Source organism: Seleniivibrio woodruffii (genome assembly GCF_029267515.1).
GTDB lineage: Bacteria > Chrysiogenota > Deferribacteres > Deferribacterales > Geovibrionaceae > Seleniivibrio > Seleniivibrio woodruffii_A.
Genome location: NZ_JAJUIS010000003.1, coordinates 59,341 through 85,837, shown reverse-complemented (window position 1 = coordinate 85,837; position 26,497 = coordinate 59,341). Strand labels below are relative to the sequence as shown.

At 48.6% G+C, this 26,497-nt stretch carries 21 protein-coding genes; 11 read left to right on the top strand and 10 right to left on the bottom strand.

Annotation, left to right across the window (positions count from 1 at the left end; all coding sequences use genetic code 11):
• Nucleotides 1–103 precede the first annotated feature (103 nt).
• The 4 genes from Q7P67_RS04420 to Q7P67_RS04405 all read right to left on the bottom strand — a co-directional run bounded on the left by Q7P67_RS04420 (nucleotide 104) and on the right by Q7P67_RS04405 (nucleotide 6,269).
• The gene (locus Q7P67_RS04420; protein WP_303850694.1) at nucleotides 104–2,830 is read right to left on the bottom strand and encodes a glutamate synthase-related protein; all 2,727 of its coding nucleotides are present in this window, start codon (nucleotides 2,828–2,830) and stop codon (nucleotides 104–106) included.
• A complete protein-coding gene (locus Q7P67_RS04415; protein ID WP_303850693.1) occupies nucleotides 2,823–4,019 on the bottom strand; it encodes a hypothetical protein in 1,197 nt (398 codons plus the stop codon). The genes Q7P67_RS04420 and Q7P67_RS04415 overlap by 8 nt, the downstream gene beginning before the upstream one ends.
• A complete protein-coding gene (locus Q7P67_RS04410) occupies nucleotides 4,012–5,730 on the bottom strand; it encodes an FAD-dependent oxidoreductase (RefSeq protein ID WP_303850692.1) in 1,719 nt (572 codons plus the stop codon). The genes Q7P67_RS04415 and Q7P67_RS04410 overlap by 8 nt, the downstream gene beginning before the upstream one ends.
• A 113-nt stretch (nucleotides 5,731–5,843) precedes the next feature.
• The gene (locus tag Q7P67_RS04405; RefSeq protein ID WP_303850691.1) at nucleotides 5,844–6,269 is read right to left on the bottom strand and encodes a hypothetical protein; all 426 of its coding nucleotides are present in this window, start codon (nucleotides 6,267–6,269) and stop codon (nucleotides 5,844–5,846) included.
• 140 nt (nucleotides 6,270–6,409) lie between these two features.
• On the opposite strand from Q7P67_RS04405, the gene Q7P67_RS04400 reads away from it, so the two are divergent.
• Complete coding sequence (locus tag Q7P67_RS04400) at nucleotides 6,410–6,679, top strand: hypothetical protein (RefSeq protein WP_303850690.1); 270 nt, start codon at nucleotides 6,410–6,412, stop codon at nucleotides 6,677–6,679.
• 651 nt (nucleotides 6,680–7,330) lie between these two features.
• Here the strand turns inward: Q7P67_RS04400 and lpxK are convergent.
• The gene (gene lpxK / locus Q7P67_RS04395) at nucleotides 7,331–8,227 is read right to left on the bottom strand and encodes a tetraacyldisaccharide 4'-kinase (protein WP_303850689.1); all 897 of its coding nucleotides are present in this window, start codon (nucleotides 8,225–8,227) and stop codon (nucleotides 7,331–7,333) included.
• The gene (locus Q7P67_RS04390; RefSeq protein ID WP_303850688.1) at nucleotides 8,220–8,996 is read right to left on the bottom strand and encodes a glycosyltransferase family 2 protein; all 777 of its coding nucleotides are present in this window, start codon (nucleotides 8,994–8,996) and stop codon (nucleotides 8,220–8,222) included. Before Q7P67_RS04390 ends, lpxK begins: the two co-directional genes overlap by 8 nt.
• Nucleotides 8,997–9,194: 198 nt before the next feature.
• On the opposite strand from Q7P67_RS04390, the gene Q7P67_RS04385 reads away from it, so the two are divergent.
• The 9 genes from Q7P67_RS04385 (at nucleotide 9,195) to Q7P67_RS04345 (ending at nucleotide 20,406) form a co-directional block, all read left to right on the top strand.
• Nucleotides 9,195–9,983 carry an IclR family transcriptional regulator gene (locus Q7P67_RS04385; RefSeq protein ID WP_303850687.1) on the top strand — a complete coding sequence of 263 codons (789 nt, stop codon included), beginning with the start codon at nucleotides 9,195–9,197 and terminating at the stop codon, nucleotides 9,981–9,983.
• Between the two features lie 151 nt (nucleotides 9,984–10,134).
• Nucleotides 10,135–11,460, top strand: coding sequence for a HAMP domain-containing sensor histidine kinase (locus Q7P67_RS04380; RefSeq protein WP_303850686.1), 1,326 nt, complete (start codon nucleotides 10,135–10,137; stop codon nucleotides 11,458–11,460).
• A 10-nt stretch (nucleotides 11,461–11,470) separates the two neighbouring features.
• Nucleotides 11,471–11,839 carry a hypothetical protein gene (locus tag Q7P67_RS04375; RefSeq protein WP_303850685.1) on the top strand — a complete coding sequence of 123 codons (369 nt, stop codon included), beginning with the start codon at nucleotides 11,471–11,473 and terminating at the stop codon, nucleotides 11,837–11,839.
• Nucleotides 11,840–11,926: 87 nt separating this feature from the next.
• Nucleotides 11,927–12,622 (top strand): response regulator transcription factor, encoded by a 696-nt coding sequence (locus tag Q7P67_RS04370; protein WP_303850684.1) that lies wholly within the window; start codon nucleotides 11,927–11,929, stop codon nucleotides 12,620–12,622.
• A 90-nt stretch (nucleotides 12,623–12,712) separates the two neighbouring features.
• Nucleotides 12,713–14,380, top strand: a complete 1,668-nt coding sequence (gene dnaX, locus Q7P67_RS04365; RefSeq protein WP_303850683.1) for a DNA polymerase III subunit gamma/tau — start codon at nucleotides 12,713–12,715, stop codon at nucleotides 14,378–14,380.
• A gap of 331 nt (nucleotides 14,381–14,711) precedes the next feature.
• Nucleotides 14,712–16,571 (top strand): hypothetical protein, encoded by a 1,860-nt coding sequence (locus Q7P67_RS04360; RefSeq protein ID WP_303850682.1) that lies wholly within the window; start codon nucleotides 14,712–14,714, stop codon nucleotides 16,569–16,571.
• A 76-nt stretch (nucleotides 16,572–16,647) separates the two neighbouring features.
• Entirely contained in the window at nucleotides 16,648–17,901 is a 1,254-nt protein-coding gene (locus tag Q7P67_RS04355; protein WP_303850681.1) for a sensor histidine kinase, read from the top strand.
• Nucleotides 17,902–17,995: 94 nt separating this feature from the next.
• Nucleotides 17,996–19,969 carry a methyl-accepting chemotaxis protein gene (locus Q7P67_RS04350; RefSeq protein ID WP_303850680.1) on the top strand — a complete coding sequence of 658 codons (1,974 nt, stop codon included), beginning with the start codon at nucleotides 17,996–17,998 and terminating at the stop codon, nucleotides 19,967–19,969.
• A gap of 71 nt (nucleotides 19,970–20,040) precedes the next feature.
• Nucleotides 20,041–20,406 (top strand): thermonuclease family protein, encoded by a 366-nt coding sequence (locus Q7P67_RS04345; protein WP_295223668.1) that lies wholly within the window; start codon nucleotides 20,041–20,043, stop codon nucleotides 20,404–20,406.
• Between the two features lie 32 nt (nucleotides 20,407–20,438).
• Here Q7P67_RS04345 and hisD read toward each other — a convergent pair whose 3' ends face one another.
• From hisD to Q7P67_RS04325, 4 genes are read right to left on the bottom strand one after another with little or no spacing between them, the layout of a single operon-like run.
• Nucleotides 20,439–21,713: a histidinol dehydrogenase gene (gene hisD / locus Q7P67_RS04340; RefSeq protein WP_295223669.1), complete on the bottom strand. Its 1,275-nt coding sequence runs from the start codon at nucleotides 21,711–21,713 to the stop codon at nucleotides 20,439–20,441.
• Nucleotides 21,714–22,763 carry a diguanylate cyclase gene (locus Q7P67_RS04335; protein WP_303850679.1) on the bottom strand — a complete coding sequence of 350 codons (1,050 nt, stop codon included), beginning with the start codon at nucleotides 22,761–22,763 and terminating at the stop codon, nucleotides 21,714–21,716.
• Nucleotides 22,763–25,165, bottom strand: a complete 2,403-nt coding sequence (locus tag Q7P67_RS04330) for a DNA polymerase I (RefSeq protein ID WP_303850678.1) — start codon at nucleotides 25,163–25,165, stop codon at nucleotides 22,763–22,765. The genes Q7P67_RS04335 and Q7P67_RS04330 overlap by 1 nt, the downstream gene beginning before the upstream one ends.
• Nucleotides 25,162–26,154, bottom strand: a complete 993-nt coding sequence (locus tag Q7P67_RS04325; protein WP_295223672.1) for an NAD(P)H-dependent glycerol-3-phosphate dehydrogenase — start codon at nucleotides 26,152–26,154, stop codon at nucleotides 25,162–25,164. Before Q7P67_RS04325 ends, Q7P67_RS04330 begins: the two co-directional genes overlap by 4 nt.
• Nucleotides 26,155–26,211: 57 nt before the next feature.
• Between Q7P67_RS04325 and Q7P67_RS04320 the strand changes: the two genes are divergently transcribed.
• A complete protein-coding gene (locus tag Q7P67_RS04320; protein WP_295223673.1) occupies nucleotides 26,212–26,496 on the top strand; it encodes a late competence development ComFB family protein in 285 nt (94 codons plus the stop codon).
• The last annotated feature ends 1 nt before the right edge of the window (nucleotide 26,497 follow it).

Genomic DNA, 26,497 nt, shown 5'->3' with positions numbered 1-26,497 from the left:
GCAGGTCAAGGCGGAAGGGAAAAAAATATGCGCAGTGTACATATAAGTACATGAGCAATATTTTTTCACGACACGCAGACATGCGAAGCGTCATAAAAAGAATCTACTCGTTGGACTCAGTTGTTAGGCTCGATATCGGTATAACCTTGCAAAACCCGCCGAACACACTGTTCGGTTCCGCCTCATATCTTGCTTTAAACGCTTTAAGGCTGTCGTTATATTCCGGATCAATGTCCACACCGCTGAAAGTATCGAGAAATGCGTCTATCTGTTCTTTCAGAAACTCGGTGTCCGCCATGGTCAGATAGTCTATCTTGCGCACGCCAACGCCGAGCTGTTCCTCGGCAATGTTCCCGCGGATGTACGCCGCGCCCGCGGTCATACCGCTGCACACATAATAACCTATGGGGTTTTCGCGGTTTACTACGTTGAGCACCACGCCGATGCCGCCCTGTGCATATTCCATGAAATAGTCACCCATACCCTTTTCGTGTCCGAGACCGTAAACGGCAACGGGGGGTTTTCTGTTGTGCAGTTTCTGTTCGAACGCTTTAAGGAAATCGCCCCAGGTCGTTTTGACGCGTCTCGCCTTACGCTTCTGATATCTGCGGACGAGTTCGTTCAGTATCACGTTTTTATCAGCACCGACGTATTTGTCGGCATCTGTCTTTTTCCATTCGTCGGGCAATCCCGCTTTCATAAGGAGCAGGTTGCGCACGCCGCCGCTCTTTGCCACACGGAAGGTTCCGCTGATTGCGTATGCGGCGAAAAGGTCGCTCACGTCTCCCGCAATATTTATCTCCGACGGGTTTGAAGTGTTAGCAACGCCCACCTGCGCGTTTGCGGGAACGGTGGTTATTGTGCTGTGGTTTGGAATAACGTTTATCTTAACGTCCCGCGCGAAAGCGAAAGAGTGGTTGCCCACCAGTCCGCGCACGGTTATCTCGTCGCATTTGATGCCCGTTCCGATGGTTCTCTGTCCCATCACGTTGTCAAGATAGAACTTTTTCACGCCTCTATCCGCCGCCTCTTTCATAAGGTGGTTGAGCTGCATTGATTCTATCTGGTCGAATCCTACGTCGATTTTCAGGTTTTCGCCGTCTATATTCTGAAGAATTTTCTCAAATTTTTCAGTATTTTCCGCGTATGACACCTCGCGGGATTTGAATATCTTTTTGGTGCGTTCGCGAACATCCACATGGGCAACCTGTTTCGGAGTTTCACCCCTGCCGAATGTTTCGAACAGCAGCGGATCGTTTCCGTGGTATCTGAAACGGCGCGCGCCGATAACGTCCGCATGGTTTGACATACCCAGTCCTGCCGCCATGCCCTCCATATCCTCGTGGAAGCTCTTTATCATACGCACTATGCCGTCGCTGGCTGTTGCGGGGTCGATGCGGTGTCCGTATTTTCTGGATGTGATACCCCATGCGCACTGACCTGTGTGGCAGCGCTGGCAGAGGGTACAGCCGAGAACGTGGAGCGTCCGCATACCAAGTCCCACGAAATCCGCACCTGCGAGCATGGTCAGCATAGCACCGAATGAATCCATAACGCCGCCCTCGGCTATGATGGATATCTGTTCGCGCAGACCTTCTGAGCGGAGCGCGAGGTCGGCCTTGTGGGTGAGATAGATTATGTTCAGACCGCGGTTTTGCAGGTCTACAAGGTGAGCGGCACCTGTTGAGCCGTCCCCCGCCTTAATGGTTATGTAGTCAAAACCTGCCTTGGCTATTGCCACGCAGATTTCGGGAAAGTTCCATGCTGTGCCGTAAACGTCGGCACCAATGAGTTTTTTGTCGCCCAGCAATGCGCGGAGCGATTCCACGCGCATGGGCAGTTCCTCTATGGAGTATTGAAGGTGCTGCGGATTTGGCGAGCTAAGGTGTCGCAGAGCCTCCACACAGCGCAGAAGCGCTATTTCATAGTCGTTCTTCTTATCCTGTAAACGACCGCCCTTGCCCTTTTTCGCATCCTGACCGTATTTCATGGATATGCCAGCGAACTTGTCCAGTTCCACCCAGGGACCGAATCCGCCGGAACCGAACTGGAGTATGCAGTGGCTTGCGGCGGGCATCATATCGGGATGGATGTAGCCTTCGCCCGTGAAAAAGGGTCTGCCGAGCTTAACGCACGCCATCATTCTTGCCAGAACAGCCTCATGGCTGTTTGAGCCGTATGACTGGTGAACGTCCATTATAGGCACGTCGCACTTGAATCTTGCGATACGTTTTCCCAGTGTCATGCTGCGCATCTGTCCCGCATATTCGTTCATGTGGTCACGGGTGGGCGACAGTATCTCAGCCGCGTCTATGAGCCAGTCGGTGTAGAGTTTTGATTTGCCCCGACCGAGGTGTGCGGAGGATATGCTGGATTTCCCCGCCGCACGGTTGAGGATATTGTTTATCTCCTCATGTCCCGTGAGAGTCACACCGATGTCGTGGTAATCTGGGTTTTCGTAAACTTTGATCGCCCGCTGGGGACACATTTTAACGCATCTTTTGCAGTTGCAGCACTCATCAGGATTTATCCAGAGGATCTTCTCTATGAGGCGCACCTTGTCTGCATCTTCCGCGCGCACACGGTTTCCGTCCGCATCGTAGCAGACCTCCTCCATGCTGAAAACGCCGTCGGGCGAAGCGGGGTTTGTCAGGTTATGGGTGCAGGCTTCAACGCAGGTTCCGCAGTGCACGCATCCCCTGCCCGGCTCTTCAATCTCGTCCGTGACCTTCACCCAGTATTTTGCCCCCTGCGCATAAACGCCGCGGGAGGCAGGTTCCGTATATTTTATCTGTCTTTTAAAGACAACGTCTCTTTTCATATCAGTCATTTTTCTTCCACCCGTAGTCCAGTTTGGAAACAGCCTTGTTCTTAACCGTGAAACCGACGATGCGTCCCGCTTCGGGGTCGAACATTTTCAGTTCCTCGTGCATGAAATAAGCCGCGGAGATTACAGCCCTCTGTTCCGAGCCGAGCAGGGCTATCTTGTCGTTCACACCCACAGAGAATGAACGGAGGTGGTCTCTGTCCGTAAAGCCCACAAGCACGTCGTCCACAAGGGTTATCGCCGTTGCGGGACCGCTCATCTTCATACGGAAAAGAAGCGGATCGTCCATGAGCTTAGCATACTGCTCCTGTTTCTCCTGTGCCATCAGCTTCACTTCCTGAGGGAACTTGCGGCAGATTATCCACTCTATCTCCTCAAGACTGTACCCGCTGCGAAGAAGATACTCCACCGAAAGGAAAATCGCTTCGGAGTCCGTGCCCACGGTAAGCATTATCTCAAGCTGTTCCAGCGCGCGTGCGTTTGCCATATCGCTTGAAAGGTGCCCGTTGTGCACTCCCGCGACCTCACCAAGAGATATTGGCTGGGGTCCCCACCAGAGTCCGCGCCCCTGACTTGTGGGCCAGCGCAGGTGGATGAGACAGGCGTCGTAGAACCTGTCCTCATACTGGTGCAGGTCGTATATGTCTATTGTGTCCTGAAGCTCAAACGCCGTCAGGAAGGTGCCGTTATATTTCGAACTGGAAAAGATGCGTGCATCGTCGATATACATGCGGTTGAAACGCGCGACCACCCGTTTGATATACATGCTCTCGTCCCTTATCTTTTCACGGAACATCATCTCCTCCGGCGAGGGCGGAATGATGCTGTAGTGCATTATCACGGGCAGATCGTATTCATAATAATACTTGCGCTGAACCATATCCTTTTTCTCAAGGATGCGAAGCCCCATGGTGATGAGTACCTGCTCCAGTTCAGCTATCTTGTCCGCGCTGCGGAACATTATATGGAAGTTGAAAAAATTGGTGTCCCTGTAAAGGCTTTTAAGCGTAACGCCCGCACCTGTGCGCCCTCTGTACTGGAGGCATCTTGCCGCTTTCAGCAGTGCACTCAGTTTGAAATCCCCGGCAACGGCAAGCAGACCGCAGGCACCCTTAGGCAGTCCGAGCGCCCCGCCTGAAAAATCGTTGACGCTGAGATTGCGGGAGGCTGAATATTCTTTGTCTTCAATCATTTTTGCACTCCCCTCTTGTTATCTCGCAGGCAGAGATATACTGACATTTGCGGAAGTCGTCCAGACGCGAACCCTCAGGCGTAACAGTCAGTGCCGAACGGGGGCACGCCTCAACGCTTTTATAGGTTGCGCTGCTGATATTCTCCTCTATAAACTCATAATAGTGTTCGTCTTTCGTCGGCACCCATTCTTTGTCCAGCTTGACAAGTGAGCCGTCCGAATAGAAATAACACCAGTCGCATTTGATACAGATACCGCAGTTGAAACAGCGGGAAGCCATCAGCATCGCCATGTCCTCGTCCACAGTCTTAACAACCTCTTTGAAGTTGCCGACCCGCTCGGCGTGTGAAAGTTCCTCCTCAACAAGCCTTCCGGCAGTATCGAAATATTTCGTGTTCAGTGTATTATAGAAAGCTGTCTCGCGTTTGGAATCCTGCGCAACATTCTCTCCGAGAAACTCGCGTACCCCACGCACAGTATCCTGAGCAAGCCCCACAACGCGGACAACCATTCCTGTGTTCTCCACGGAACCCATGGCGGCATCGCCCGTTATAAAAATCTTGCTGCTTTCGTCGTACTGAAGGTCGGGGCAGACCATTCTTGGGAAATCCACCGTGAAACGCTCGCCGACAAAATAAAGATCGGGTCTGTCGCCTACGGCAAGCACTATGCGGTCGAACATCAGCTCCTCGAAAGCGCCGGAAACCGCAAACGGCTTCGCCCTTCCACTCTCGTCCACGGGACCCAGCTTCATCACCTGAACAACAAGTTTCAGCTTGTCTCCGTGTTTCTCTATCCGCAGAGGCTGGCGGAGAAATTTATACGCCACGCCCTCTTTCATAGTATCGTCAACCTCGCCGGAGTGCGCCGTCATCTCGCCTCTGGTGCGGCGGTATACAACCGTAGGCTCCGCGCCGAGACGCACGCTGCATCTGGCGACGTCAATGGCGGAATATCCGCCGCCTATAACGCCTATTTTTTCACCCTTTCTGATTTTAAGCTCTTCCGTCCTTCCAAAGTTTATCTTCCGCAGGAAAGGGATAGCCGATTCCACACCTGTGGTCTTCTCTCCTTCTATACCTATCTCCACAGGCTTATGCGCACCTGTGGCAACTATCACAGCGTCATAATCGCGTGCAATGTTAAGAAATCTGTTCTTGTCGATAGCTTCGCCGCACTTCACAGTTACGCCGGAAGCCTTGATGAACGCCAATTCTTTTTCGAAAACATCGCGGGGATATCGGAAAGCGGGGATGCCCTGTGTCAGAAGCCCGCCCGCCACAGGCTGCTTTTCATATACGTCAGTGCGGTAGCCGTGGCGGGAAAGAAAATAAGCGGCGGCAAGTCCGGCGGGACCGGAACCTATCACAGCTATTTTTTTACCCTTTTCGCCGGAAAGCATTTTCGGTACAAGCCCTTTTGAATATCCATAGTCGGATACGAAGCGCTCCAGAGCCTTGATATCCACGGGCTGATCGAACTTTGTACGGTTGCAGGCTGTTTCGCAGGGGTGGTCGCAAAATCGCCCGCATCCGGAGCTGAACGGATTTGTCTCTTTTAAAACATAAAAGGCTTCCTCAAAACGCCCCTCAGAGGCGAGAAAAAGAAATCTTGGGATATCGTTTCTTGCATAGCAGCCGTGATTGCCGAGATGGTCTCTGGCATAGCACGGACTGACTTTGTTGTAGTACAGCGGAAAGAGTCGTTTCACTATTTCCCTCCATTTAAAGCAGTCATAAGACGCAGTCTGATTGTGTCGGATGTTTATAGTATATCTCAAAAATGAAAGATTATCATCAACAGACAGCAGGGGAATGTAAAATTTTATGAACCCTGTATTGACTTTTCCAATATGAGAAGTTTCTCTATCGCCCTTCTTATGAGGCGTACTTTTTCTTCACTGCTGATGTCTTTAAGTCCGGCACTTACGGCTGACGCCACGGCAGCAAGGGCATCTGCGGCGGGTTCGGCGGTTCCGGTTCCGTTCTGCTGGACTTCCGGCAGTTTGAAAATGCTGTATCCCATGTCCTTTGCCATGTGATCAAGCACGGGTTCACACTTGTATGTTATGAGAACGTGAAGAAAGTTTTCCAGAGTCGCAGACTTTGTGCTGTCATAAGCATAGTTCTTTATCTGGTTTTCGGAGATGTTAAGCTCCTTTGCCAGCTTCTCCCTTCGGATACCTTTTTTATTGATATCTTTAAATAACTTACCGCTTATCTCACACGCGTATTTCCTAAAGTCCGCCATATAACACCTTAATTAGACATAAATACTATTTGTATATCTGTGAAATTTATAACCATAGCGTATAATTGTATTTCATACTCTAAATTGTCTATTTTGGCAATATAATTTTCAATTAGTGTATTTACTATCAGGGGGTCTTTATGAAAATTTTCATAGTGAGCTGTGACTTCAACAACGACCTTTCCACCGAATCCGCTGTCACAGGGGCGCTGAACAGACACGACGGCGTGCGCTTTAAAAAAGACGCATGGATTTTGCGCACCGAAAGCTCTTCCGAAGAGATTTTCGAATCGGTTGCCGACCACCTGAAACCGGAAACTTGCCTGCTGATAGCGGAGGTCACGGACAAACCGATGTATCACCTTCCGGCAGGGATTGCCTCGTGGCTACGAAGAATGAATGCTTTCTGAGCGACTGTCAGAAAAATGTAACTTTTCCTCTTGCATAAAATGAATCCGGTATTATGTTAGAGTTATCAACCAACGCGGGCAAAAAAGTGGGAGACGCTTATAAAGTCTCGTGTGAAAAGGAAGCTCAGCACGGTTGTTAAAATAAATCAGGAGGTAAGAAGATTAATACCTCAGTTCAACAAAGCCCCCGTTAAAAACGGTCTTGGTTCTCAAGGCGGTGCGGGGGCTTTTTCATGTCCATTTATTCCGAAATTTCTTCCATCCATGGAGAAATTTCGCAACGCTCTGGTCGGCAATGCCTCCCTTCGCTCACGCTCCGTACGTTCAATCAGGTAAACCTGATTTCACTCCCTCGCGGGTTTCTTCCTGAAACCTGTTAAATAGCGGTGCGGGGGCTTTTTCATGTCCATTTATTCCGAAATTTCTTCCATCCATAGAAAACATACACCATAAATAATTACACATACGAAAGGCTGAGACTGCTTCACCCCTATGGGATTCGCAGAGACGACAGCCGTCTTCGCGAGAAGCCACGCGACGACGCGATCTGATGTCTTTAGCATTATAGATGACACAGAAAATTTTATGTGATGCAGATTGCTCCGCCCTCAAAGGCGATTCTACCCAGCAGGGGTGAAACAGTCTGTCCCTCTATCTCATATCAAGTATCTGAAAGAACCGCTCCCTGTTGCGGAGGTTGATATCTATCTTTGTGTAAACGGTATCCTTTTTCATATCGTCCGTGAGTTTTATATAATCCTTCTCAGTCGTCACCAGATAGTCAAGCTCAAGATCTTTCGCCTTTTTCATCATACTGTATCCTTCACGGTCAAGGTATCTGTGATGATCGCCGAATATCTTTTTGCTTGCGATGTTTAAGCCCAGCTTTTTGAGAAACGCGAAAAACTTATAGGGAGATGCGATACCTGCAAAAGCCAGAACGTCCTTACCTCTGAGGTCGTCCTCAATTTTCCCGTTTTCGTTATAGAACCCTGTGAACTCTATGTCACTGAAAAAAACAGGTTTTCCGTCAACGTATTTTGCTGTTTTTTCCGGTATGGAATCATTCTCCGCGCGGGTGAACACCACTATGTCCGCCCTTGATATAGCCGATGCGGGTTCCCGCAGATATCCGAAAGGGAACATCCACCCCGTTGAAACAGGGCGTTTATGGTCGAGCAGGCATATATCGATATCCCTCTTCATCCTTTTATGCTGAAACCCATCGTCCAATATATATATGTCAGGCGCAAATTCGCGCTCGGCATATTCAAAGGATTTAACGCGTTCTTTCCCAGTTATAACGATTGCTCCGGGGCAGTTCACAGCTATCATATACGGTTCGTCAGCCGCCAGTTCCGCACCGACAAGCACCTCTTCGCCGTTGCTTATCACATGGGTGTCGTAGCCTATTTTGCCTCTGTAACCTCTGGAAAGTATGCAGACCTTTTTCCCCTGTGCCAGAAAATGATTCGCTATCATTATTGTAAAGGGCGTTTTGCCTGTTCCGCCCAGAGAGATATTGCCCACAGATATTATTTTAGCCATTTTTCTTTTTGCCGTCCTGAATTTCTTTTAAAAACAAATATTTGAGATAAACGTATATAAACGAACTGACCGCCACTGCAAATCCGGCGAAACCGTCCCTGAAACCGCCTTTCAGCAGATATTTTTTGACGAATGCAAAAACCGGCTTCGTCAATAAATCAAAATAGCTGAACCGCTTACCGTTATTATAATAGGACTGCGCGGCTATCTTCGAATATTTAACAAGCCGCTGATAGTGGTCGAACGTATCCTTATATGAATAGTGCAGGAGATATCCGCCGCCCAGTTTTCCTGTGCTGCCTTTAATAGTCAGAACGTCATGGGGGTCGTACCCTGCCCATACGGGTTCCGCAGAACGCTTCACCAGACGCAGTTTCCAGTCAGGCTGCCACGAATATTTCAGAAATCTCCCCATGTAAAATGTCATGCGGTTAACGGAGTAACCTTCCAGTTCACCTGTCCGCACCGCGTTTTCGATATCGCTGCGGAGGTTTCCGTCAACAACCTCATCGCAGTCCAGACAGAGCACCCATGGCATAGTGCATTTTTCCAGAGCCGAGTTCTTCTGGGCAATGTGCCCCTTCCAGTCCTCATCATAAACTTTTGCGCCAAGCCCGCGGGCAATCTCCGCCGTTCGGTCCGAAGAGTGCGAGTCAACGATAATCACCTCTGAAACAAACGGAAGCACCGCTTTCAAAGTTCTTTCTATGTTCGCCTCCTCGTTAAAGGAGATGAGCGCCGCCGAAACGGGCAGTTTTTCATCGTTCATATATCCTCACATCGGGGGATTATATCAACAGAGGTGCCGAATATACAAGAATTTGTTTATTAAAGTAAATTTCACCAAAAAAATTTAAATTTCACTTTCTTAATTTACAAAACTGTGGTTTACTCTTGCTAAAGATACAGCCAAATATTATAACGTTTTTCTACTTTATTCGCGAACAAGGCAAAAAGGAGCGCTTCTATGGGATATAAGCCGGATGTAAAACCTGTCCAGTCAGTTTACCACGCATTACAACTGTTCGAGGTTTTCCGCAATGCTGAAAATAAAGACGAATTCGGTGTCACTGAGCTCAGTAAATCGCTCGGGCTGCACAAAAACAATGTGTTCAGACTGCTGGCGACTCTCGCTTCGCGGGGATATATCGAACAAAATCTCAATACCGAAAACTACCGTCTCGGTATAGGCATATTCAATCTCGGACAAAAGTTTGTTAACAAACTCGGAATTTTAAAACTTGCGCGTCCGTTTATGGAAAAAATAGTTTCAGATGTTAATGAATCCGTATATATCGGCATCCTGCGCGAAGGAAACGTCATTTACCTTGACATTGCGGAAACAAATCTGCCCGTGCGCGTAGTATCCCGTGTTGGAAAGGATGTTCCGGCATACTGCACAGCTATCGGCAAAGTTCAGCTCGCGTTCTCTTCCGAAGAGGAGATAAACAAGATTTACATGGGCGCAAGGCTCAAACGATACACAGATAACACAATCACATCTCTTCCCGTTCTTAAAAAAGAACTGAAAAAGGTGGCTGTGGACAACTATGCCTTCGACAACGAGGAGTTCGAACCCCGTGTCCGCTGCATAGCGGTTCCGGTTAAAGACTATCTGGGCGTACCCGTGGCGGCTCTGTCCGTTACAGGTCCCGCTTGCAGAATGACCGATCAGCGCATGGAAAAAGAGATTCTCCCCATCGCAAGAAAATATGCACGGGAGATCTCTAAACGCCTCGGCTACCACGAGTTATAAGATTATAGCTGAACTGTAAGAGACAATGACTACAAAGCCCTGCTCATGCAGGGCTTTTCTATTATCCATCCCAACATCTGCTGCTACAACCTGTTACAATTCAACACAATTTTGAACACACCTGCCGTGCTTTTTTTCGTATACTGACATCATGAAATACCGGCAGGAGATAACTCTGATGCCCAGGATAAACTCGCTTTTTACAAAAATGGCTGTGCTCACCTCTTTTGCAGCACTGATACTTAATTTTGCGTTTTTCGGAGCGTTTCATTATTACTCCATAACAACGGACACCAGAACACGCTCAAACTTCACCGATTACGTAAAATATTTGGTAAAAGACGTCGGCAATCCGCCGCAGAAGGCAAATGCTGAGGCGATTGCAACGCGCGCGAAACTCTTTGCGAAGTACGAATCTCCGGCAGGGTCGTGGACGGCAGGAATTTTTAAGGATGATTTCAACGACAGAAAACTTTTTAAATTTTATGATAAAGACGGTTTATCCATCGCGTCAGCTCACGGATATACCAGAATAATCAGCGCAACAGACAATGGATCGCTTACACTTCTCATGTCACCCGAAAAGGGTGAAATAAGCGGATTGAGGATACTCCTGTTCATACTCTGCGGCATGGTGGTGGTTATGCTGTTCGGTCTGCTGTTTTTCATAGGAAAGATGCTTTCGCCCGTCAGAAAAATGTTTGCCGCCATTGAAGAGGTAAAAAAAGGTAACTACGGTCACAAGATACTTCATAAGGGAAAAGATGAACTGGCGCAGCTCTGCTGCATGTTCAACGAACTTACGGCAGATATCGAGCGGGCAATACGTTCACGCGAACAACTTCTGGCAGATGTCAGCCACGAGCTGCGGACACCGCTCACCAGTATGCGTGTTGCTGCGGATATGGTTGAAGACAATGAACTGAAACAGTCGCTGATTGAAGACATCATGAGCATGGAAACGCTGACAGGCAAGGTTCTGGAGTCCGCAAGACTTGGTATCGGCGACAAAGCCTTAGAAATGGATTCCGTTGATTTTTCAGCTCTGGCAGAAAGATGTGTCCGCAGATTCGCATCTATGGGCGGTAAGATACAAGCGAATATTGGTGACGGCATAAAACTCTGCGCAAACAGTCTTATGATGGAAAGCCTGCTGAATAACCTGCTTGAGAACGCAGTCAAATACTCTGTCAATTCGCACGAACCGGTACTTCTGCAATTGTCCGCAGATGCAGACGGACTCACAGTATCCGTCAGGGACAAGGGGCAGGGTATCCCGGCAAAAGATCTGCCTTTCATCTTTGAACCGTTCTATAGATCAGACTCGGCGAGAACACGCAACACAGGCTACGGGCTTGGTTTAAGTTTATGCAAAAAAATCGTGGAAATGCACGGAGGAACGATAACCGTGAAAAGTGAAGAGAGTGTCGGAACTGAAGTTGTTTTCACTCTGCCGCCCCTGCTTATAAAAAATTAAGGAGAAATAAATGGAAATTTCAAAGCAAAGAACAAAAGAAGATGTTGTGGATGCGTTCAATCTTATGTGGGGAACCTTTCCCTCACCTGTCATGCTGATCACTTACAAACACGAAATAGTTGCAGTGAACAAGATGTGCGCGTCTCTCGGCGTTAGCACCGGAATTAAATGCTCATCATTGAACGGAGGAAACCACAAACTTTGCCGCGCCGCAGAAGCCAGAAAAACAGGGAAAGCCGTCAGAAAGGTATGCTATCTCTCCGATACAGAGATTGTCAGCGACGGCTACTGGATTCCTATCGAAGGTGAATATATGGTGCATTTCGGAAACGACATAACAGAATATGCCGATGTAGAAAAATGCAGACAGCTCGGATAGACGCGTGAAAAGGACGAAAATCGTTGTATTCTGCTTTACAGCGGCTATATTTATTGCCATGGTTGTTTTTACGCTTATTGGTGAAATATGCAGAACAGGATACTGATAGTCGACGACGACATCAAACTCTGCCGTATGCTTTCAAGGTATTTGGCAGAGTTTTCATATACTGCCGACAGCATCAACGACCCGACAAAGGTTGAAGACCATCTCAGAACGTCTTCGACCTCTATAATCATCCTGGACGTAATGATGCCCAAAATGAACGGTTTTGAGCTGTGCAAACGGATACGCAGGACATGGGACACTCCGGTGATAATTCTTTCCGCCAGAGGCGATGTTGAGGACAGAATTGCCGGACTGGAGGTCGGGGCGGACGACTACCTCCCGAAACCTTTCGAACCGCGTGAACTTGTGGCGAGAATATCTTCCATATTGAAAAGGGTCGAAATAAAACCAACTGAACAAACAGCACCATCAGAGATTAATCACGGCAGACTGGCAGCAGACACCCGCACCCAAAGAGCTTTTCTGGACGGGATTGAACTGGAACTTACGAGAGCGGAATTTCTGATACTGTTTATGCTGATGCGCAATCCCTACAGGGTACTTGACAGAGATAAAATCTTCAACGAGCTTAAAGGGCTTGACTGCGATGCGTTTAACCGTACGGTGGACGTTACTGTAAGCAGACTGAGGACAAAACTGGGCGACGACCCGAAATATCCCCGTTTTATAAAAACAGTATGGGGAGAAGGATATATGTTCGTCGGAGAAAAATAGAGCAGCGGTTATTTACGCCAAAAGGCGGCAGAAAAAACTAAGCGTCAAAACTTCCTTGACGTATAACCCAACATCCTTTAACTTCTACATATGTCATACGTCGCGCTTGCACGCAAACTAAGACCACAAAATTTTGACCAGCTTTCGGGACAGGGGTTTGTCGTAACCACCCTGAAAAACTCCATCGAGATGGGGCGGATAGTGCACGCGTATCTTTTCACAGGTCCCCGCGGCGTGGGCAAAACCAGTGCGGCGAGGATTCTTGCAAAAGCTGTCAACTGTCTTGATCCGGATGGCTGTAACCCATGCAACAAGTGCGAAAACTGTCTTGAGATAACAAACGGCACATCAATGGACGTTGCAGAGATAGACGGCGCGTCAAACCGCGGCATAGATGAGATACGCGATCTGCGCGAAGCGGTACGCTTTCTCCCCATGAAGTGCAGATACAAAGTATATATAATAGATGAAGTGCACATGCTCACCGAGCACGCGTTCAATGCGCTTCTGAAAACCCTTGAGGAACCGCCTGAATACGTCATCTTCATTCTGGCGACCACAGACCCCCACCGTATTCCTGCAACGATAATCTCGCGCTGCCAGAAATACGACTTCAACAAGATTCCCTATGACATCATGTATAAGAGCCTTGCAAACGCTCTGGACACAGAGGGCGTAACATATGAACCGGACGCTCTCAGCCTCGTCGTGCGCAACTCCGACGGCTGTATGCGCGACTCGCTTTCTCTTCTCGACCAGATAATAGCCTTTACAGGAGGCTCTCTGGACGAACAGAACACGTCGTTTCTTCTCGGTTATTCCGACAAAAGTATCCTCAACAGGCTTTTTGAGGCTGTCATAAAAGAGAATACGCAGGATATCCCGCAGATATGCACGGAACTCACTGCAAAAGGCATCAACTATACTTTCGCCGCAGAAACGCTCATTGAGCACACCCGCAACCTTATGATGCGTATAATCACAAAGAAAGAGAACAGCGAGCTGACATCAAAAGAGAACGAATTTTACGGTATTCTGGCTCAGACAACCAGCGAACAGCGCCTTTTCGCACTGTTTCAGGTTTTCCAGAAGCTATTGAATGATATAAAGTTTTTCAGTTTCAGCCAGTACGTTTTCGAGTTCGGGATGTACAAAGCGGCAAGCATATCCGCCCTTATCCCCACCTCCGGCATGGCTCCGGCGGTGCCCCTCGGCACGGCACCGGCATCTGCAGGAGCACCACGCCCCGCCGCACCCCAGCCGATGATACAGAAACCGCAGGCGGAAACCTCCGCGCAGCCAGTGCTCTCTTCCACAGACGTTCAGCTCCAGAATATCATGAAGACGCTGGATGATAACAAACAGCCTCTGATAGCTTCAAACCTCAGCCACGGATACATTGTCCAGCAGACTGGCGGCGTTCTCACCATAGGTTTCAGTGCCGATAAGAAGTTTCACTATGACTATATTGTACGTAAGCAGAACATAGACATTCTGAACCAGATTGTGCCGCAGGCATACGCAGCAATAGCTGAAGTTTCCGTTGTTCTGGAACAGGATTCCAAAAAAAAAAGCATAATTGAGAAAAAAGAGCATATCGAAACCATCCATGACATAAAAATCAAGAAAGAAGCCGAACAGGACAGCATCGTTAAGCTCCTGCTGAATGAGTTTGACGGCAAATTACAGGATATCGACGTTTTACAGCGCCCAAGTTTCGACGTTGAAGAGGATGAAAACGACAACAACGACGACTGAGAGCCCATTTCTTACAACTATCTGAATACGCCATTCCTTTTTTTAATGTATCATCGCCTTAATAATAATAATTTCAAGGCTGTGATTAATGCTTAAATTACGCTTGCTGCTGGCTTTTCTCTTATCCTTCCCGATTTTCTCCGCCAATGCCGCTATTGAAAATATAAATTTCTCAGTCTCGCCTGAACTATTGCGGAACAGCTCTGTCTATATAACACTGGCAGACGCCGGAACGCTTTTGAAACAGTGCTTTCCTCATACAACGGTTTCAGTTAACGGAGCATCCGGCAGAGTGAATATTCAGCTCAGAGAGCGGGCTGATAGAAATAAATTGCTTCATAAACCTCCTTTTAAAGTTCTTACCAAGCTACATGGATATCGTATAACATCCGCCCCCATAGCCGAAGGGGCGGGTGTTACGGTAACCATAGAAGCAGAAACACCCCAGGGCATTGTAAACGGAATATACGGACTTTTGCAGCACAAACTGGGTTTCAGATTTTACCACCCCAAAGAAACCTATATCCCCATATACGAAGACTGGATTCTCCCATCCCGTTTCGATTTCAAAGGCGAGCCCCTCTTCGCTTATCAGGGTTTTCACATGCACACCATGCACCCGGTTGAGCTTACCGAGCCTCTGTTCAACCCAGACATCCCTTTCGGCAAAGAGGATGTTAAACAGTATATCGACTGGCTGGTACGCAACGGTCAGAACACATTTCAATTCTGGATATTGCGAACTGCGGACAGGCGAATATGGGTTCCATACGCTACGGACTACATAAACTACGCTAAACGCCGGGGGCTTCAGACCGGTGCGGTGATAAGCCTCTCCACCCTTCAGCAGAAAGCGTTTCAGGCTATGGAACTGTTACGTCCTGAAAGCTATGAACAGCAGATAGACAGGAATGTCGGATGGCTTTTGCAGGTTCCGTTCGACTATGTCTGTATAGACTTCACCATGGGCGAATTTCTGCCCGACCTGGCTCGTCTTCTTCCGGATAAAAAGCGTTACATTCTCGACCTGATATCCCGCAAATATAAGCGCAGAGTATATGAGAACACCCATGTAATTAAGCGTGAATATTCCGGCGCGCCCTCATATGCCGGCATACTCATACATTCAGTTATGTTCTACAGCCTCGCCGACAAGAACGCTCCGGTTTACGGAAACGACAACCTGCATTTCATGTACAAAATGCTGAAAGAGAACAAAAGCAGCCGCGAAACATGGTACTGGCCGGAATCGTCATACTGGGTGACGTTCGACACATCGGTGCCTCTCTTTCTTTTGCCCTATCTGCAAAGCAGATACGACGACATTCAACTGTTAAAGGATGACGGAATTGCCGGACACGTCACATTCACCAGCGGTTGGGAATGGGGCTACTGGTTGATAGACTACAGCATAACACGTTTCTCGTGGCGGCTTTACGACGGTACCGTCGAGCGCAGGATATCTGAGGATTCACTGCTTACGGAACTGTTCGGCAAAGATTCGGCAAAACTCTGGCACAAGGCGTTCCTTTTGCAGGAAAAATACCTGAAAGATAACAACCTCATAAGCCTGATGGCTGCGAAAACGCCTTTCGAAGAGCTGCCCTATCCGTTCAACCGCAGTTTTCAGCCGGAGGACAGCGTTTCCGTATTTAAAGCTGCAATACCTTTTCTGGGCAGCCGCCACCGCGAAAAGATGCAGTCACAGGCAGATATGCTGGACGAGTTCTACAGACGGTTTTACGCAGTCACACAGCAGCTTGAAAAGCATCACGGCGACACGGTTTTCATGAAAGACACCCTGAGGTCGGAGATAATAAACGCCATGTACATAACCGCGCTCCGGGCTAAACACAGACAACTGACCCTGACTGCCGCCGCACACAGAAACGTGTACCTGAGCGACTCATCAGAGTTCTACATCGAATCTCTCCTTGAACAGGCGAAACACGTCCGCGAAAAGGCAGAGGAGATAGTCCGCAGACAGGAACTGATATACCGCTACCCTCTCTCGCTGATAGCCAGACGTACGGAAACCCACACGTCTTACAACTTCGGGTATCTTTACCCAGTCAGCGGGTTATATTTCTGGCAGCGCGAGGAGGAGCAGGTTACAAAATCCCGCTTTGACGCCTTCTTTATGAACATATGGGACTTTACGAAAACTCTTGGACTCGACGGACTTTTTTAGTCCATAATTCTCATTCTCTGTTGCATTCCACATCTGCATACTTTAACATTAAATATAAAATACTATAAGGTTGTTCATGTGTGATTCAGACAGGAGAATTGATAAAGACAGTCTGAGAAACCTGAAAAACGAGAACGCGGCTCTTCGCGAGCTTATCAGGCGGTCTTCACTCGGTTATCAATCCATTGATGCAAACGGTATTATGCTGGATATAAATCAGGTCTGGCTGGACACTCTCGGCTATGCCCGCGAAGAGGTCATAGGGAGATGGTTCGGCGATTTCATACACGAGACATATCTTGAAAAATTTAAAAAGGGCTTTGCGCACCTTCGCGAAAAGGGAATCATTGAAGATTTCACCTTCATCATGAAGCATAAGGCAGGGCACGCAATGGAGCTTGTTTTCAACGGCACCATAGAGCGCAGACCTGACGGCACATTCCTCCGCAGCCATTCCGCTTTCCGGCGCAGCGAAGCAGATATTATAAAGGATGAAAACAGAGTATATCTCGGCATTGAGGAACGTATCTTCAACAAAACCCGTCTGGAACTTATGGGCGAGATGCTGGGAGCCATTGCCCACCAGTGGAGACAGCCGCTCAACGCGCTTGCGCTCATCGTGCAGGACACTCAGGAAGCTGCGGAAATTTCCGGTCTGCAGTCGGATGAGATAAAGTCCAACACAGCCATGGCAATGGAACTGATAATGAAGATGTCCTCCACTATAGACAGCTTCCGCAGTTTTTTCAGCGACAGGCATGAAGAGGATCTGATATCGGTAACCTCCGTGCTGACAGAGTGTATTTCACTTGTTTTCAGCCAACTCCAGCAGTGCGGGATAGATTTCACTTTTATCTGCGAATCAAGCAACGACTATTTCATCTGCACTAACGAAGTTAAACTGCCCCCCTGCCAGTCTCAGGAAAACCTTATAAAATGCAGCGGAATAGAGATGAAGCATATTTTCCTGAACATCATTTCAAATGCGAGATATGCCATAGTAAAAGCTATTATGAGCGGACACCGCTCCCGTGGGAAAATTGAATTTCATGTCAGGTTTTCCGCAGAATGTGTAGTAATAACCGTGACAAACAATGGCGAAAACATACCGGAAAAGGCTCTCTCACGAATTTTTGAACCTTATTTCACAACCAAGGACGAGGGCGAAGGAATAGGCTTGGGGCTTTTCATCAGCAAAACCGTCATAGAAAAATACATGCGCGGCACTATTGACATCTTCAACTGTGAAGGCGGAGTAACGGTGCGCATAGTGCTCCCGCTTGCCGCTTGTACGGGTTCAACCAGCAAAACACATCTAAAGACTTTATAAAATTCATAAAACTTACAATCTTAACATCCGTTTTCAATATACTTATCCCAACAGGACAGTTATTATCTCATTATTAACCTGTGGGGGATTAAACATGAGCATCAGAAAGAAAGTAACGCTGGCGCTTATTTTTCCGGCGATTGCGTTATTATTTTATTCATTTTCATCGTCTTATCGGTATTATACCGTCCATTCAGGCATGAAGCAGGTCAAAACCATGGTTCATGCCAGCGCGGCTATAAGCCGACTTGTCCATGAGATTCAGAAAGAGCGAGGCATGACCTCCGGATTTATCGGGAGCGGCGGAACGAAATTCGCAAACGAACTCCCCTCCCAGAGACAGAACGTGGACAGTGAGGTCGCGTCTCTCAAAAGATTCGTGTCTGACAACGAAATAGACGCAGAAATCAAAAACAGGCTCAACGCGGCGCTCAACACACTTGAAGAGCGCGCAGGTATCAGATCCAAAATAGATTCCGGGTCTGTTTCCGCTGCGGAAACCACCGCTTTTTATTCCGGTATGAACTCAAAACTTCTGTCCGAGGTGTTCAGTGCATCAGGACTTACCAACGACGCTTCCGTTTCCCGCTCGCTGGCGGCATATGCCAACTTTCTGAGTGCGAAGGAGAAAGCGGGTATAGAGCGGGCGCTGCTGACAAACGTTTTCGCCAACGGAAAGTTCAGAAACGGAGACTTCGGGCGTTACAGTGCCATTAAAGCGGAACAGAACACATATATTTCAATGTTTCTTCGCACTGCGCCGCCGGAGCTCATCGGCATCTTTGACGATATTTCATCAACCCCCTCATTTGCCGCAACCGCTGCAATAGAGAAAAAGGCGGAGGATCTTTCTGCGGCGGGTGATTTCGGCATTAGTGCGGAGGTCTGGTTTAAAACGGCTACAGACCGTATAAACGCCCTTAAAACGGCGGAAGACATGATGTCTGAAACAATCGATGCTCAGGCTGCCTCACTGCTGGATTCGTCGTTTTACGCGCTTCTGTTCAACGGCGCGGCGGCGGTCGGTTCACTGGCAGCGCTACTGATTCTGCTTTACATAATTCACACCAGAATTGTTGGGAACATAACGCGACTGACAGCTATAACAGCGGAGCTGAACAGCTCTGACGCGGATCTTACCCGAAGGCTTAACATAAAGACCGGAGACGAGCTTCAGGAGCTTTCTGAAAACGTAAACACGTTCATTGCCGGTATCGGCGTCATTGTCTCCGAGGTGAAACAGACCGCGGAGGCGCTGGCTTCCAGCAGCTGCGAACTTGCGGCAACCGCCGACCAGCTCTCCGGCACCCTTTCCGAGCAGTCGGGTCAGGTCAACGATATCGCTTCCGCCATGGAGGAGATGAACGTGACCTCGCGCTCCATCAACAACCACATAGAAGACGCACAGAAACTCACCGCTGAGGCATATGTTTCCACGAACAGGGGCAGTGTTCAGCTCAGGACAGCAGTTGAAATGGTGGACGGAATACGGCGCAGCGCTGACAAGCTGTCCGGCACTATAAGCAGACTTAACGAATCATCCGGCAGGATAGGCGACATCGTAACAGCAATATCGGATATCGCCGATCAGACAAACCTACTGGCGCTCAACGCAGCCATTGAAGCGGCACGGGCAGGAGATGCCGGAAGAGGTTTCGCTGTGGTTGCGGACGAAGTGAGGAAGCTCGCAGAAAAGACCCAGACGGCAACACAGGAGATCGTTTCCATCATAAAACAGCTAGCAGATGATGCAAAATCCGCTGATGCGGATATGGAAAATGCTCAGAAGAACGTTGAGAACGGCGTTAAGGCGATTAAAGATACCGATGAAATTTTCGGACAGATACAAGGAGCGGTGGCAACCGTTAAGGAATCCAACGATTTTGTCGGTGTATCCGTCGGTGAACAGTCAGATGCCATAGAAAATTCAACAGACAATACCGCCCATTTTTCAAAAGGCATACAGGAGAGCGCAGCGGCAGTGGCACAGATAAGCGCGACTGTTGCGGATCTTGAACAGCGTGCGGTGGGGCTAAACTCACTTATGGAGAGGTTCAAAACAATCTGATATATATTTTTAAAGGTTATTTTTCACTGATATACATATTGCTATATTTTCTAAACGTGATTTAATTCAGCATGAGGTATATAGTTGCCGTTCTGATAATCTTACTGCCGCTTCCGGTGTTCTGCACAACCTACGGGGACGCACAGTGCACACTACTGGAAATTATTGACGGAGATACGATTAAATGTGATATCGCCGGGTATCCTGATATAATAGGGCGCGGAATATCCGTGCGTTTCCGCGGGATAAACACTCCGGAAATACGTGGTAAACAGCGGGCGTTGGGGCTTATCTCAAAAAGCAAATTGGAGGCGCTCATAGGCGCAAACAGAACTGTCACGCTGAAAGATATCTCGCGGGATAAGTATTTCAGAATAGATGCGGATATTTATGTCGGCGACTGGCAGATAAACAGAAACGAACTTTTGCAGCCGTAAAAAAAAGCCGCCCTCTCAGGCGGCTTCGTTTTTCAGTCTTCCTGTCTGATTATCACCGAATTTCTGTGGGCGATAAGCTCTTCGGATTCCGCAAGCACCCTTATGTCGTCCATATCCGCCATAAGCTGTTCTTTGGAATAATATATTATGCTGGTTTTCTTCTGAAAATCATACGTTCCCAGAGGGCTGAAAAATTTTGCAGTGCCCCCTGTGGGCAGAACGTGGTTGGGACCTGCGAAATAGTCTCCGACAGGTTCGGGAGTGTTCTGTCCGAGGAAAATTGCACCCGCGTTGCGTATTTTCAGCATGAACTCCATAGGGTGCGCCACGCAAAGTTCAAGGTGCTCAACAGCTATCTCGTTTACGATATCCGCCGCCTCGTCAAGATCATCAGTAACTATAATTGCGCCGAAGCGCTCAAGGGATTTAGCGGCTATCTCCTTTTTCGGCAGTTCCGCAAGCTGGGCATACACGCTGTTCTCTATCTCCTTGGCAAGCTCCATGCTGTCAGTTACAACTATTGCGCTGGCAAGCTCGTCGTGCTCCGCCTGTGAAAGCATATCCGCCGCCACATAATCCGGATCGGCTGAGCTGTCCGCAACGATAAGCACTTCGCTTGGACCTGCTATCATGTCAATATCCACCCTGCCGAATACCATCTTTTTGGCGAGGGCAACGTATATGTTTCCGGGACCTGTTATCTTGCAGACCCTCGGTATGCTCTCTGTTCCGTATGCGAGCGCCGCAACAGCCTGCGCACCGCCCACTTTGAATCCTCTGTCCACTCCGGCAAGGTATGCCGCAGCCAGAACAACCGGGTTCACCTGTCCGCCTGTTGCCGGTGTTACCATGATTATCTCGTCAACACCCGCCACCTTCGCAGGCAGTACGTTCATAAGCACGCTGGAAGGGTAAACCGCCTTTCCGCCCGGCACATAAACGCCGACGCTTTCAAGTGCCGTCACCTTCTGTCCGAGGAAGGTTCCTTTGGATTTCTCGTACATCCATGTGGATTCGAGCTGTTTTTCGTGGAACTCCACAACGTTCTTTTTCGCGTTTTCAAGGGCGGTTTTCAGCCTTTCGGGGAGCGCATCCCACGCTGCCTTCATCTCGTCCCTTGAAATCTCTATTCCATGTTTTTTAATGTCGTATCTGTCGAATTTCAGCGAATATTCCGCAAGCGCCTCATCGCCGTTTTTGCGGACATTATCGATTATATCAAGAACGGTGCGGAGGTATTCACCCTCCATTATGCCGCCCCTGTCAAGAATCTCCTGTAATTTTTTACTGTCTTTTCTGATAATCATCTATACACCTGTGAAAAATCCTTTTCCGTTCTTTTTGCTGTAATACAGCCTGCCGTCGGCAATGCGCACAACATCCTCCGGCGTGTCGTCCGTGTTTATATCTCCGGGCACTGCAACCACTCCGCCTGAAAGGCTTGCAAAGTCAAACCCGTATGCGTTAAAAACTTTTTTACCTATATCCTGAAGCCGCTCAACGAGAGTGAACATATCGGAGCTGGCATGGTTTGGCAAAATGAGGAAAAACTCGTCGCCCCCGAACCTGCCGAGCACGTCGCTGGTGCGCAGCCCCGCTTTTATCTCGTCCGCAATCTCCCTTATGACGTTGTCACCCGTAAGGTGCCCGCAAGTGTCGTTTATCTGCTTAAAGTTGTCGATATCCAGCAGCACGAAGTAAAAGCCCGTGCCGTACCGTCTGTATTCCGCCATGAGCTTTTCCAGAAACTCAGCCATGGCTAGCTTGTTATAGGTGCCCGTCATAAAGTCTGTGCGTGTCTGACGGAATATCAGTTCAGTGTTATACATCTTCTGCAGAGATACGGACGCAACAGCGGAAAGGTCTTTCATGAAATCCGTGGATATTTCGCCGCCGTATTTGTCCTTTTCCCTACTGTAAAGGTTGATGCTCCCGATAATATTGTCCCCGTGGAACAAAGGCGCAATAAGATATGAATCCATATCCTCATAAACATCGAACTCACTGATAAGATTAAGTTTCGAATCACCCGTATACGGACGGCGCTCCAGAAAGAACGCCTTGAACACACCTGAGGGCATGAAATATATCCTGTGGTCAAGGTTGTTGCTCTCGCGGTCGAAATCCATAACATCTGCATTAATGAACATCACGGCGCGGTCAACGTCAAATATATCCTCGATATAATGAAGCGGCTTGTCAATCATCTCTCTGAGGCTCTCCGCCAGCAAAAAAGAGAACTCAACAGTACGAAATCCTTCGTGTTTCACCTGATTTCGCTTCACCAGCTCAACCAGTCTGTTCATCTCCTCTTTCAGCTCAGCATTCTCACGGATAATATTATTCAGCTTATTCATTATTTTAACTCTCCAAGGTTATTTCCCACAGCGCCGTTGACAACCAGAGGCACGTCCAGCGTTACGACACTCTCCATAATTTTCTGCATAACTGGCGCAAACTCCTCTGCAATATCAGCCTTCACCTCGAATACAAGTTCGTCGTGCACCTGAAGCACCATGCGGGCATCGTACTTATTATCGTCCATAACCCGCCCGCACTCAACCATCGCCAGCTTGATAATATCGGCGGCAGAACCCTGCATTGGCACGTTTACGGCTATCCGCTCACCCCGCATGGCTATGGTCTTGTTCCGGCTGTTTATCTCTTTAATGTATCGCCTGCGCCCCAGAATAGTCTCGGCATAGCCCTTTGTGCGCGTCTCCTGCACGGTTTTGTCTATGAAGGTACGAACCGAAGGATAGGCGGCAAAGTACCTTTCGATGAAAGTTTTCGCCTCTTTCTGAGCAATTCCGGTGTCTCTGGACAGCCCGAAAGCGGACAGTCCGTAAAGTATTCCGAAGTTAACGGCTTTCGCCAGCCTGCGCATATGGCTTGTGACCTGATCCGGCGCAACGTGGAATATGCCGGCTGCGGTTTTGGTGTGGATGTCCTCGTTATTTCTGTATGCCTCACGAAGGTTAACGTCGCCAGTCAGATGCGCAAGGATGCGCAATTCTATCTGAGAATAGTCGAAAGATACGAATTTATAACCCTCCGCAGGCACAAACGCACTGCGCAGAAGGACTCCGTAATCCCCTTTCATGGGAATGTTCTGCATGTTCGGATTTACGGACGAAAGTCTGCCTGTGGCGGTTCCCGTCTGTTTAAATGAAGTATGTATCCTGCCGTCGGCACCCGCATAGTCGCAAAGGGGCAGTGCATAGGTTGACAGCAGTTTCGTAAGCTCACGATATTTAAGTATGTTTTCCAGTTCTGACGCGTATATGGGGTTGAGGGATATAAGCGCCTTTATCGCCTCTTCATCTGTGGAGTTCCCTGTTTTCGTCTTTTTCGGCGGCATAAGGGAAAGCTCTTCGAAAAGGAACGATTGCAACTGTTTGGGAGAATTCAGATTTATATCGTGCCCCACAAAATTCTTTATAGCGTCGCTGACAGCGCCCACTTCGTCGCGCAGTCTGTCTGCTACCTTTTCCATAACGCTCTTGTCCAGAGCGATACCCGCCGTTTCCATGTCCGCAAGGACGTATGCGCAGGGAAGCTCCATGTCGAAATATATCTTTTCGAGTTTGTTGTCCCCAAGCGCCTGAACCTCCGCCTCCGCAGATGCAAGCAGCCGCGCTATGAAAGCCGGAAGCTCCTCGGTCTTCGCCCGTTCCAGACCGCCTGTGTCTGCATCGTTCAGCCAGCTCACAAGCATCAGGTCGTAAATATTTTCAGACCTGAAGCCTGTCAGCTTATATATATGCTTTATATCATAGAAATATTTTACGTTTTCAAGAGGTTGTCCGGCGTATTCGTAAAAACAGCCGCCGCCAGCCGCATACATCTTTCCGCCTTCGAAAAGCACCAGTTCAATGTTCGCAGGGGAACACTCTTTAAGCTCTATCACCTGAACCTGAGGCTCTTCGTCCGTTTCCGGCTTCTGCGCATTCAGTTTGTCGATGACGCTTTTAAGCTCGTACTCCTGAAGTTTTTCCATCAGAAGCGCCCTGTCTTCGCGGTTTTCCGGTTCTGGGTCTTTTTCGAGGATATCAAGTTCAACAAGTTTTCGGCTCAGATATGCCTGCTCCTTATTGTTCTCAAGGTTTTCCTTCACCTTGCCCTTTATCTTGTCCAGATTGGCATATATTCCGTCCAGACTGCCGAACTCATCCAGCAGCTTTGCCGCAGTGACAACGCCCACCTTGGGCACACCTGGGATATTATCAGAAGTGTCTCCGGTAAGCGCCAGAAGGTCGCCCATCTTCTCCGGCAGCACTTTAAATTTTTCAAGCACAAGCTCTCTGCCTGCAAACTCGTTTGTCTGTGAATCGTATATTTTAACCCTGTCGTCAACTATCTGAAAGATATCCTTATCTCGGGTGAGCATCCCCACCTCGCCCTCTGCGTGCGCCGCGAGGGTCGCCATGATGTCGTCGCCCTCGTAACCCTCAATGCGGTAATAGGCTATCCCTGTCAGCGGGATAAGCTCATCCAGTATCTGAAACTGAACGTTCAGGTCTTCCGGCGTGGCATCCCGTGTCGCCTTATATTCAGGGTGCTGTTCGTGTCTGCGGTTCTTGCTCTTATGGTCAAAAACTATGGAAACGTTATCTTTGCCGAACCTGTTCGAAAGGGTCAGAAGTACGTTCATAACACCGTGAACCACACCCGTGGGAATCCCTTTGGAGTTTGTAAGCGGCGGGGATTTGTGAAAAGTGCGAAACGCTATATAGCTGCCGTCTATGATTATTTTCATATGCTTTCACTCTTGAGGGGTCTCCTCATCAGATCAGTCACCGAATCCAGCGGTTTTTTATTATTATAAAGTATCTCGTACACTTCGTTTATTATGGGTGTCTCCACGCCAAGACGTTTCGCGAGAAGATACGCCGCTTTTGTGGTATACACCCCTTCGGCAACGTTATTTGTAGACGCAGTAACTTCGTCCAGTGTCATTCCTGAGGCTATTTTAAGCCCTGCCTGCCTGTTCCTGGAAAGATCTCCCGTACAGGTGAGCACAAGGTCGCCCATTCCGGAAAGCCCCATGAAAGTTTCAGATTTGCCGCCTAGTGACATGCCCAGCCGAGCCATCTCCGTCAGTCCCCGGGTGATAAGTCCGGCTCTGGCATTGTGCCCGAACCCCAGCCCGTCGGATATGCCGGTTGCGATAGCCATTACGTTCTTTATAGCTCCGCCAACCTCAACACCTATCATGTCGCTTGAGTAGTAACAGCGGAAATAGCTTGTGGACAGCAGGCTCTGCCACCATTTCGCATCCTCTTCGTCCTTCGCGGCGATGCTCACTGCGGTGGGCATCTTCTGCGCCACCTCTTTAGCAAAAGAAGGTCCGGAAATCACGGCGAATCCGCCTTCGAACTCGCGCTCCAGAACATGTATCATAAGGTCGCCCGTATCTATCTCTATTCCCTTGGTGGCAATAAGTATCTTTTTGCCTTTAAGAGCTTTCGCATACTGCTTCGCTGTTCTGCCTGAAAACTGTGTTGGAACCGTCCATATTACCCTTTCAGCCTCAATATTTTCGATTTCAGAGAAGGGTTTTGCAACTATGTTCTCAGGAAGCTGTATCCCTTTCATGAAAACAGCGTTCTCATGGCTATTGTTTATGCTTTTCACGACCTCATCTTCAAGTGCGTAAACTACTACCTCTTTTGAAGAATGTGCGGCAAGCGCAGCCAGAGCCGAGCCCCAGTTACCTCCGCCGATTACAGCCGTTTTTCCTTGCATAGAACCCCCCGCGGTGATATATTCCATTGTATTCCAGTAAAAATTGTAGGTGCTTTTATGCTTAAAATCAATCAATATGACATAGAATTGCTCAAAAACGTAAACGAACAGAGAGCATGGGAGATTTTCCCAATCTTTCTTGAGCATAACCCCGACCTCTGCACCTGCTCAAGCTGTATTCTTGACACAATGGCTATAACTCTGAACACTCTGCCCCCCTGCTATCAGACAAACGAGCACAATGTGAATGCCGCGCGCAACAAGGTTTCAGACGAAGAGATTTACAGAAAGATGAAGGAAGCGTCGCTCGTTGTTAAGAAACGTCCCAGACACAACAGGTAGG

Excerpts from the sequence above, each read along its gene's own strand:
- Q7P67_RS04420 (WP_303850694.1), bottom strand. The coding sequence starts at position 2,830 with ATGACTGATATGAAAAGAGACGTTGTCTTTAAAAGACAGATAAAATAT.
- Q7P67_RS04330 (WP_303850678.1), bottom strand. The coding sequence starts at position 25,165 with ATGAAAATAATCATAGACGGCAGCTATATAGCGTTTCGCACTTTTCAC.
- Q7P67_RS04400 (WP_303850690.1), top strand. The coding sequence starts at position 6,410 with ATGAAAATTTTCATAGTGAGCTGTGACTTCAACAACGACCTTTCCACC.
- Q7P67_RS04380 (WP_303850686.1), top strand. The coding sequence starts at position 10,135 with ATGAAATACCGGCAGGAGATAACTCTGATGCCCAGGATAAACTCGCTT.
- Q7P67_RS04355 (WP_303850681.1), top strand. The coding sequence starts at position 16,648 with ATGTGTGATTCAGACAGGAGAATTGATAAAGACAGTCTGAGAAACCTG.
- Q7P67_RS04320 (WP_295223673.1), top strand. The coding sequence starts at position 26,212 with ATGCTTAAAATCAATCAATATGACATAGAATTGCTCAAAAACGTAAAC.
- Q7P67_RS04325 (WP_295223672.1), bottom strand. The coding sequence starts at position 26,154 with ATGCAAGGAAAAACGGCTGTAATCGGCGGAGGTAACTGGGGCTCGGCT.
- dnaX (WP_303850683.1), top strand. The coding sequence starts at position 12,713 with ATGTCATACGTCGCGCTTGCACGCAAACTAAGACCACAAAATTTTGAC.
- Q7P67_RS04345 (WP_295223668.1), top strand. The coding sequence starts at position 20,041 with ATGAGGTATATAGTTGCCGTTCTGATAATCTTACTGCCGCTTCCGGTG.
- Q7P67_RS04415 (WP_303850693.1), bottom strand. The coding sequence starts at position 4,019 with ATGATTGAAGACAAAGAATATTCAGCCTCCCGCAATCTCAGCGTCAAC.
- Q7P67_RS04370 (WP_303850684.1), top strand. The coding sequence starts at position 11,927 with ATGCAGAACAGGATACTGATAGTCGACGACGACATCAAACTCTGCCGT.
- Q7P67_RS04390 (WP_303850688.1), bottom strand. The coding sequence starts at position 8,996 with ATGAACGATGAAAAACTGCCCGTTTCGGCGGCGCTCATCTCCTTTAAC.
- Q7P67_RS04375 (WP_303850685.1), top strand. The coding sequence starts at position 11,471 with ATGGAAATTTCAAAGCAAAGAACAAAAGAAGATGTTGTGGATGCGTTC.
- Q7P67_RS04405 (WP_303850691.1), bottom strand. The coding sequence starts at position 6,269 with ATGGCGGACTTTAGGAAATACGCGTGTGAGATAAGCGGTAAGTTATTT.
- Q7P67_RS04335 (WP_303850679.1), bottom strand. The coding sequence starts at position 22,763 with ATGAATAAGCTGAATAATATTATCCGTGAGAATGCTGAGCTGAAAGAG.
- Q7P67_RS04350 (WP_303850680.1), top strand. The coding sequence starts at position 17,996 with ATGAGCATCAGAAAGAAAGTAACGCTGGCGCTTATTTTTCCGGCGATT.
- Q7P67_RS04385 (WP_303850687.1), top strand. The coding sequence starts at position 9,195 with ATGGGATATAAGCCGGATGTAAAACCTGTCCAGTCAGTTTACCACGCA.
- lpxK (WP_303850689.1), bottom strand. The coding sequence starts at position 8,227 with ATGGCTAAAATAATATCTGTGGGCAATATCTCTCTGGGCGGAACAGGC.
- hisD (WP_295223669.1), bottom strand. The coding sequence starts at position 21,713 with ATGATTATCAGAAAAGACAGTAAAAAATTACAGGAGATTCTTGACAGG.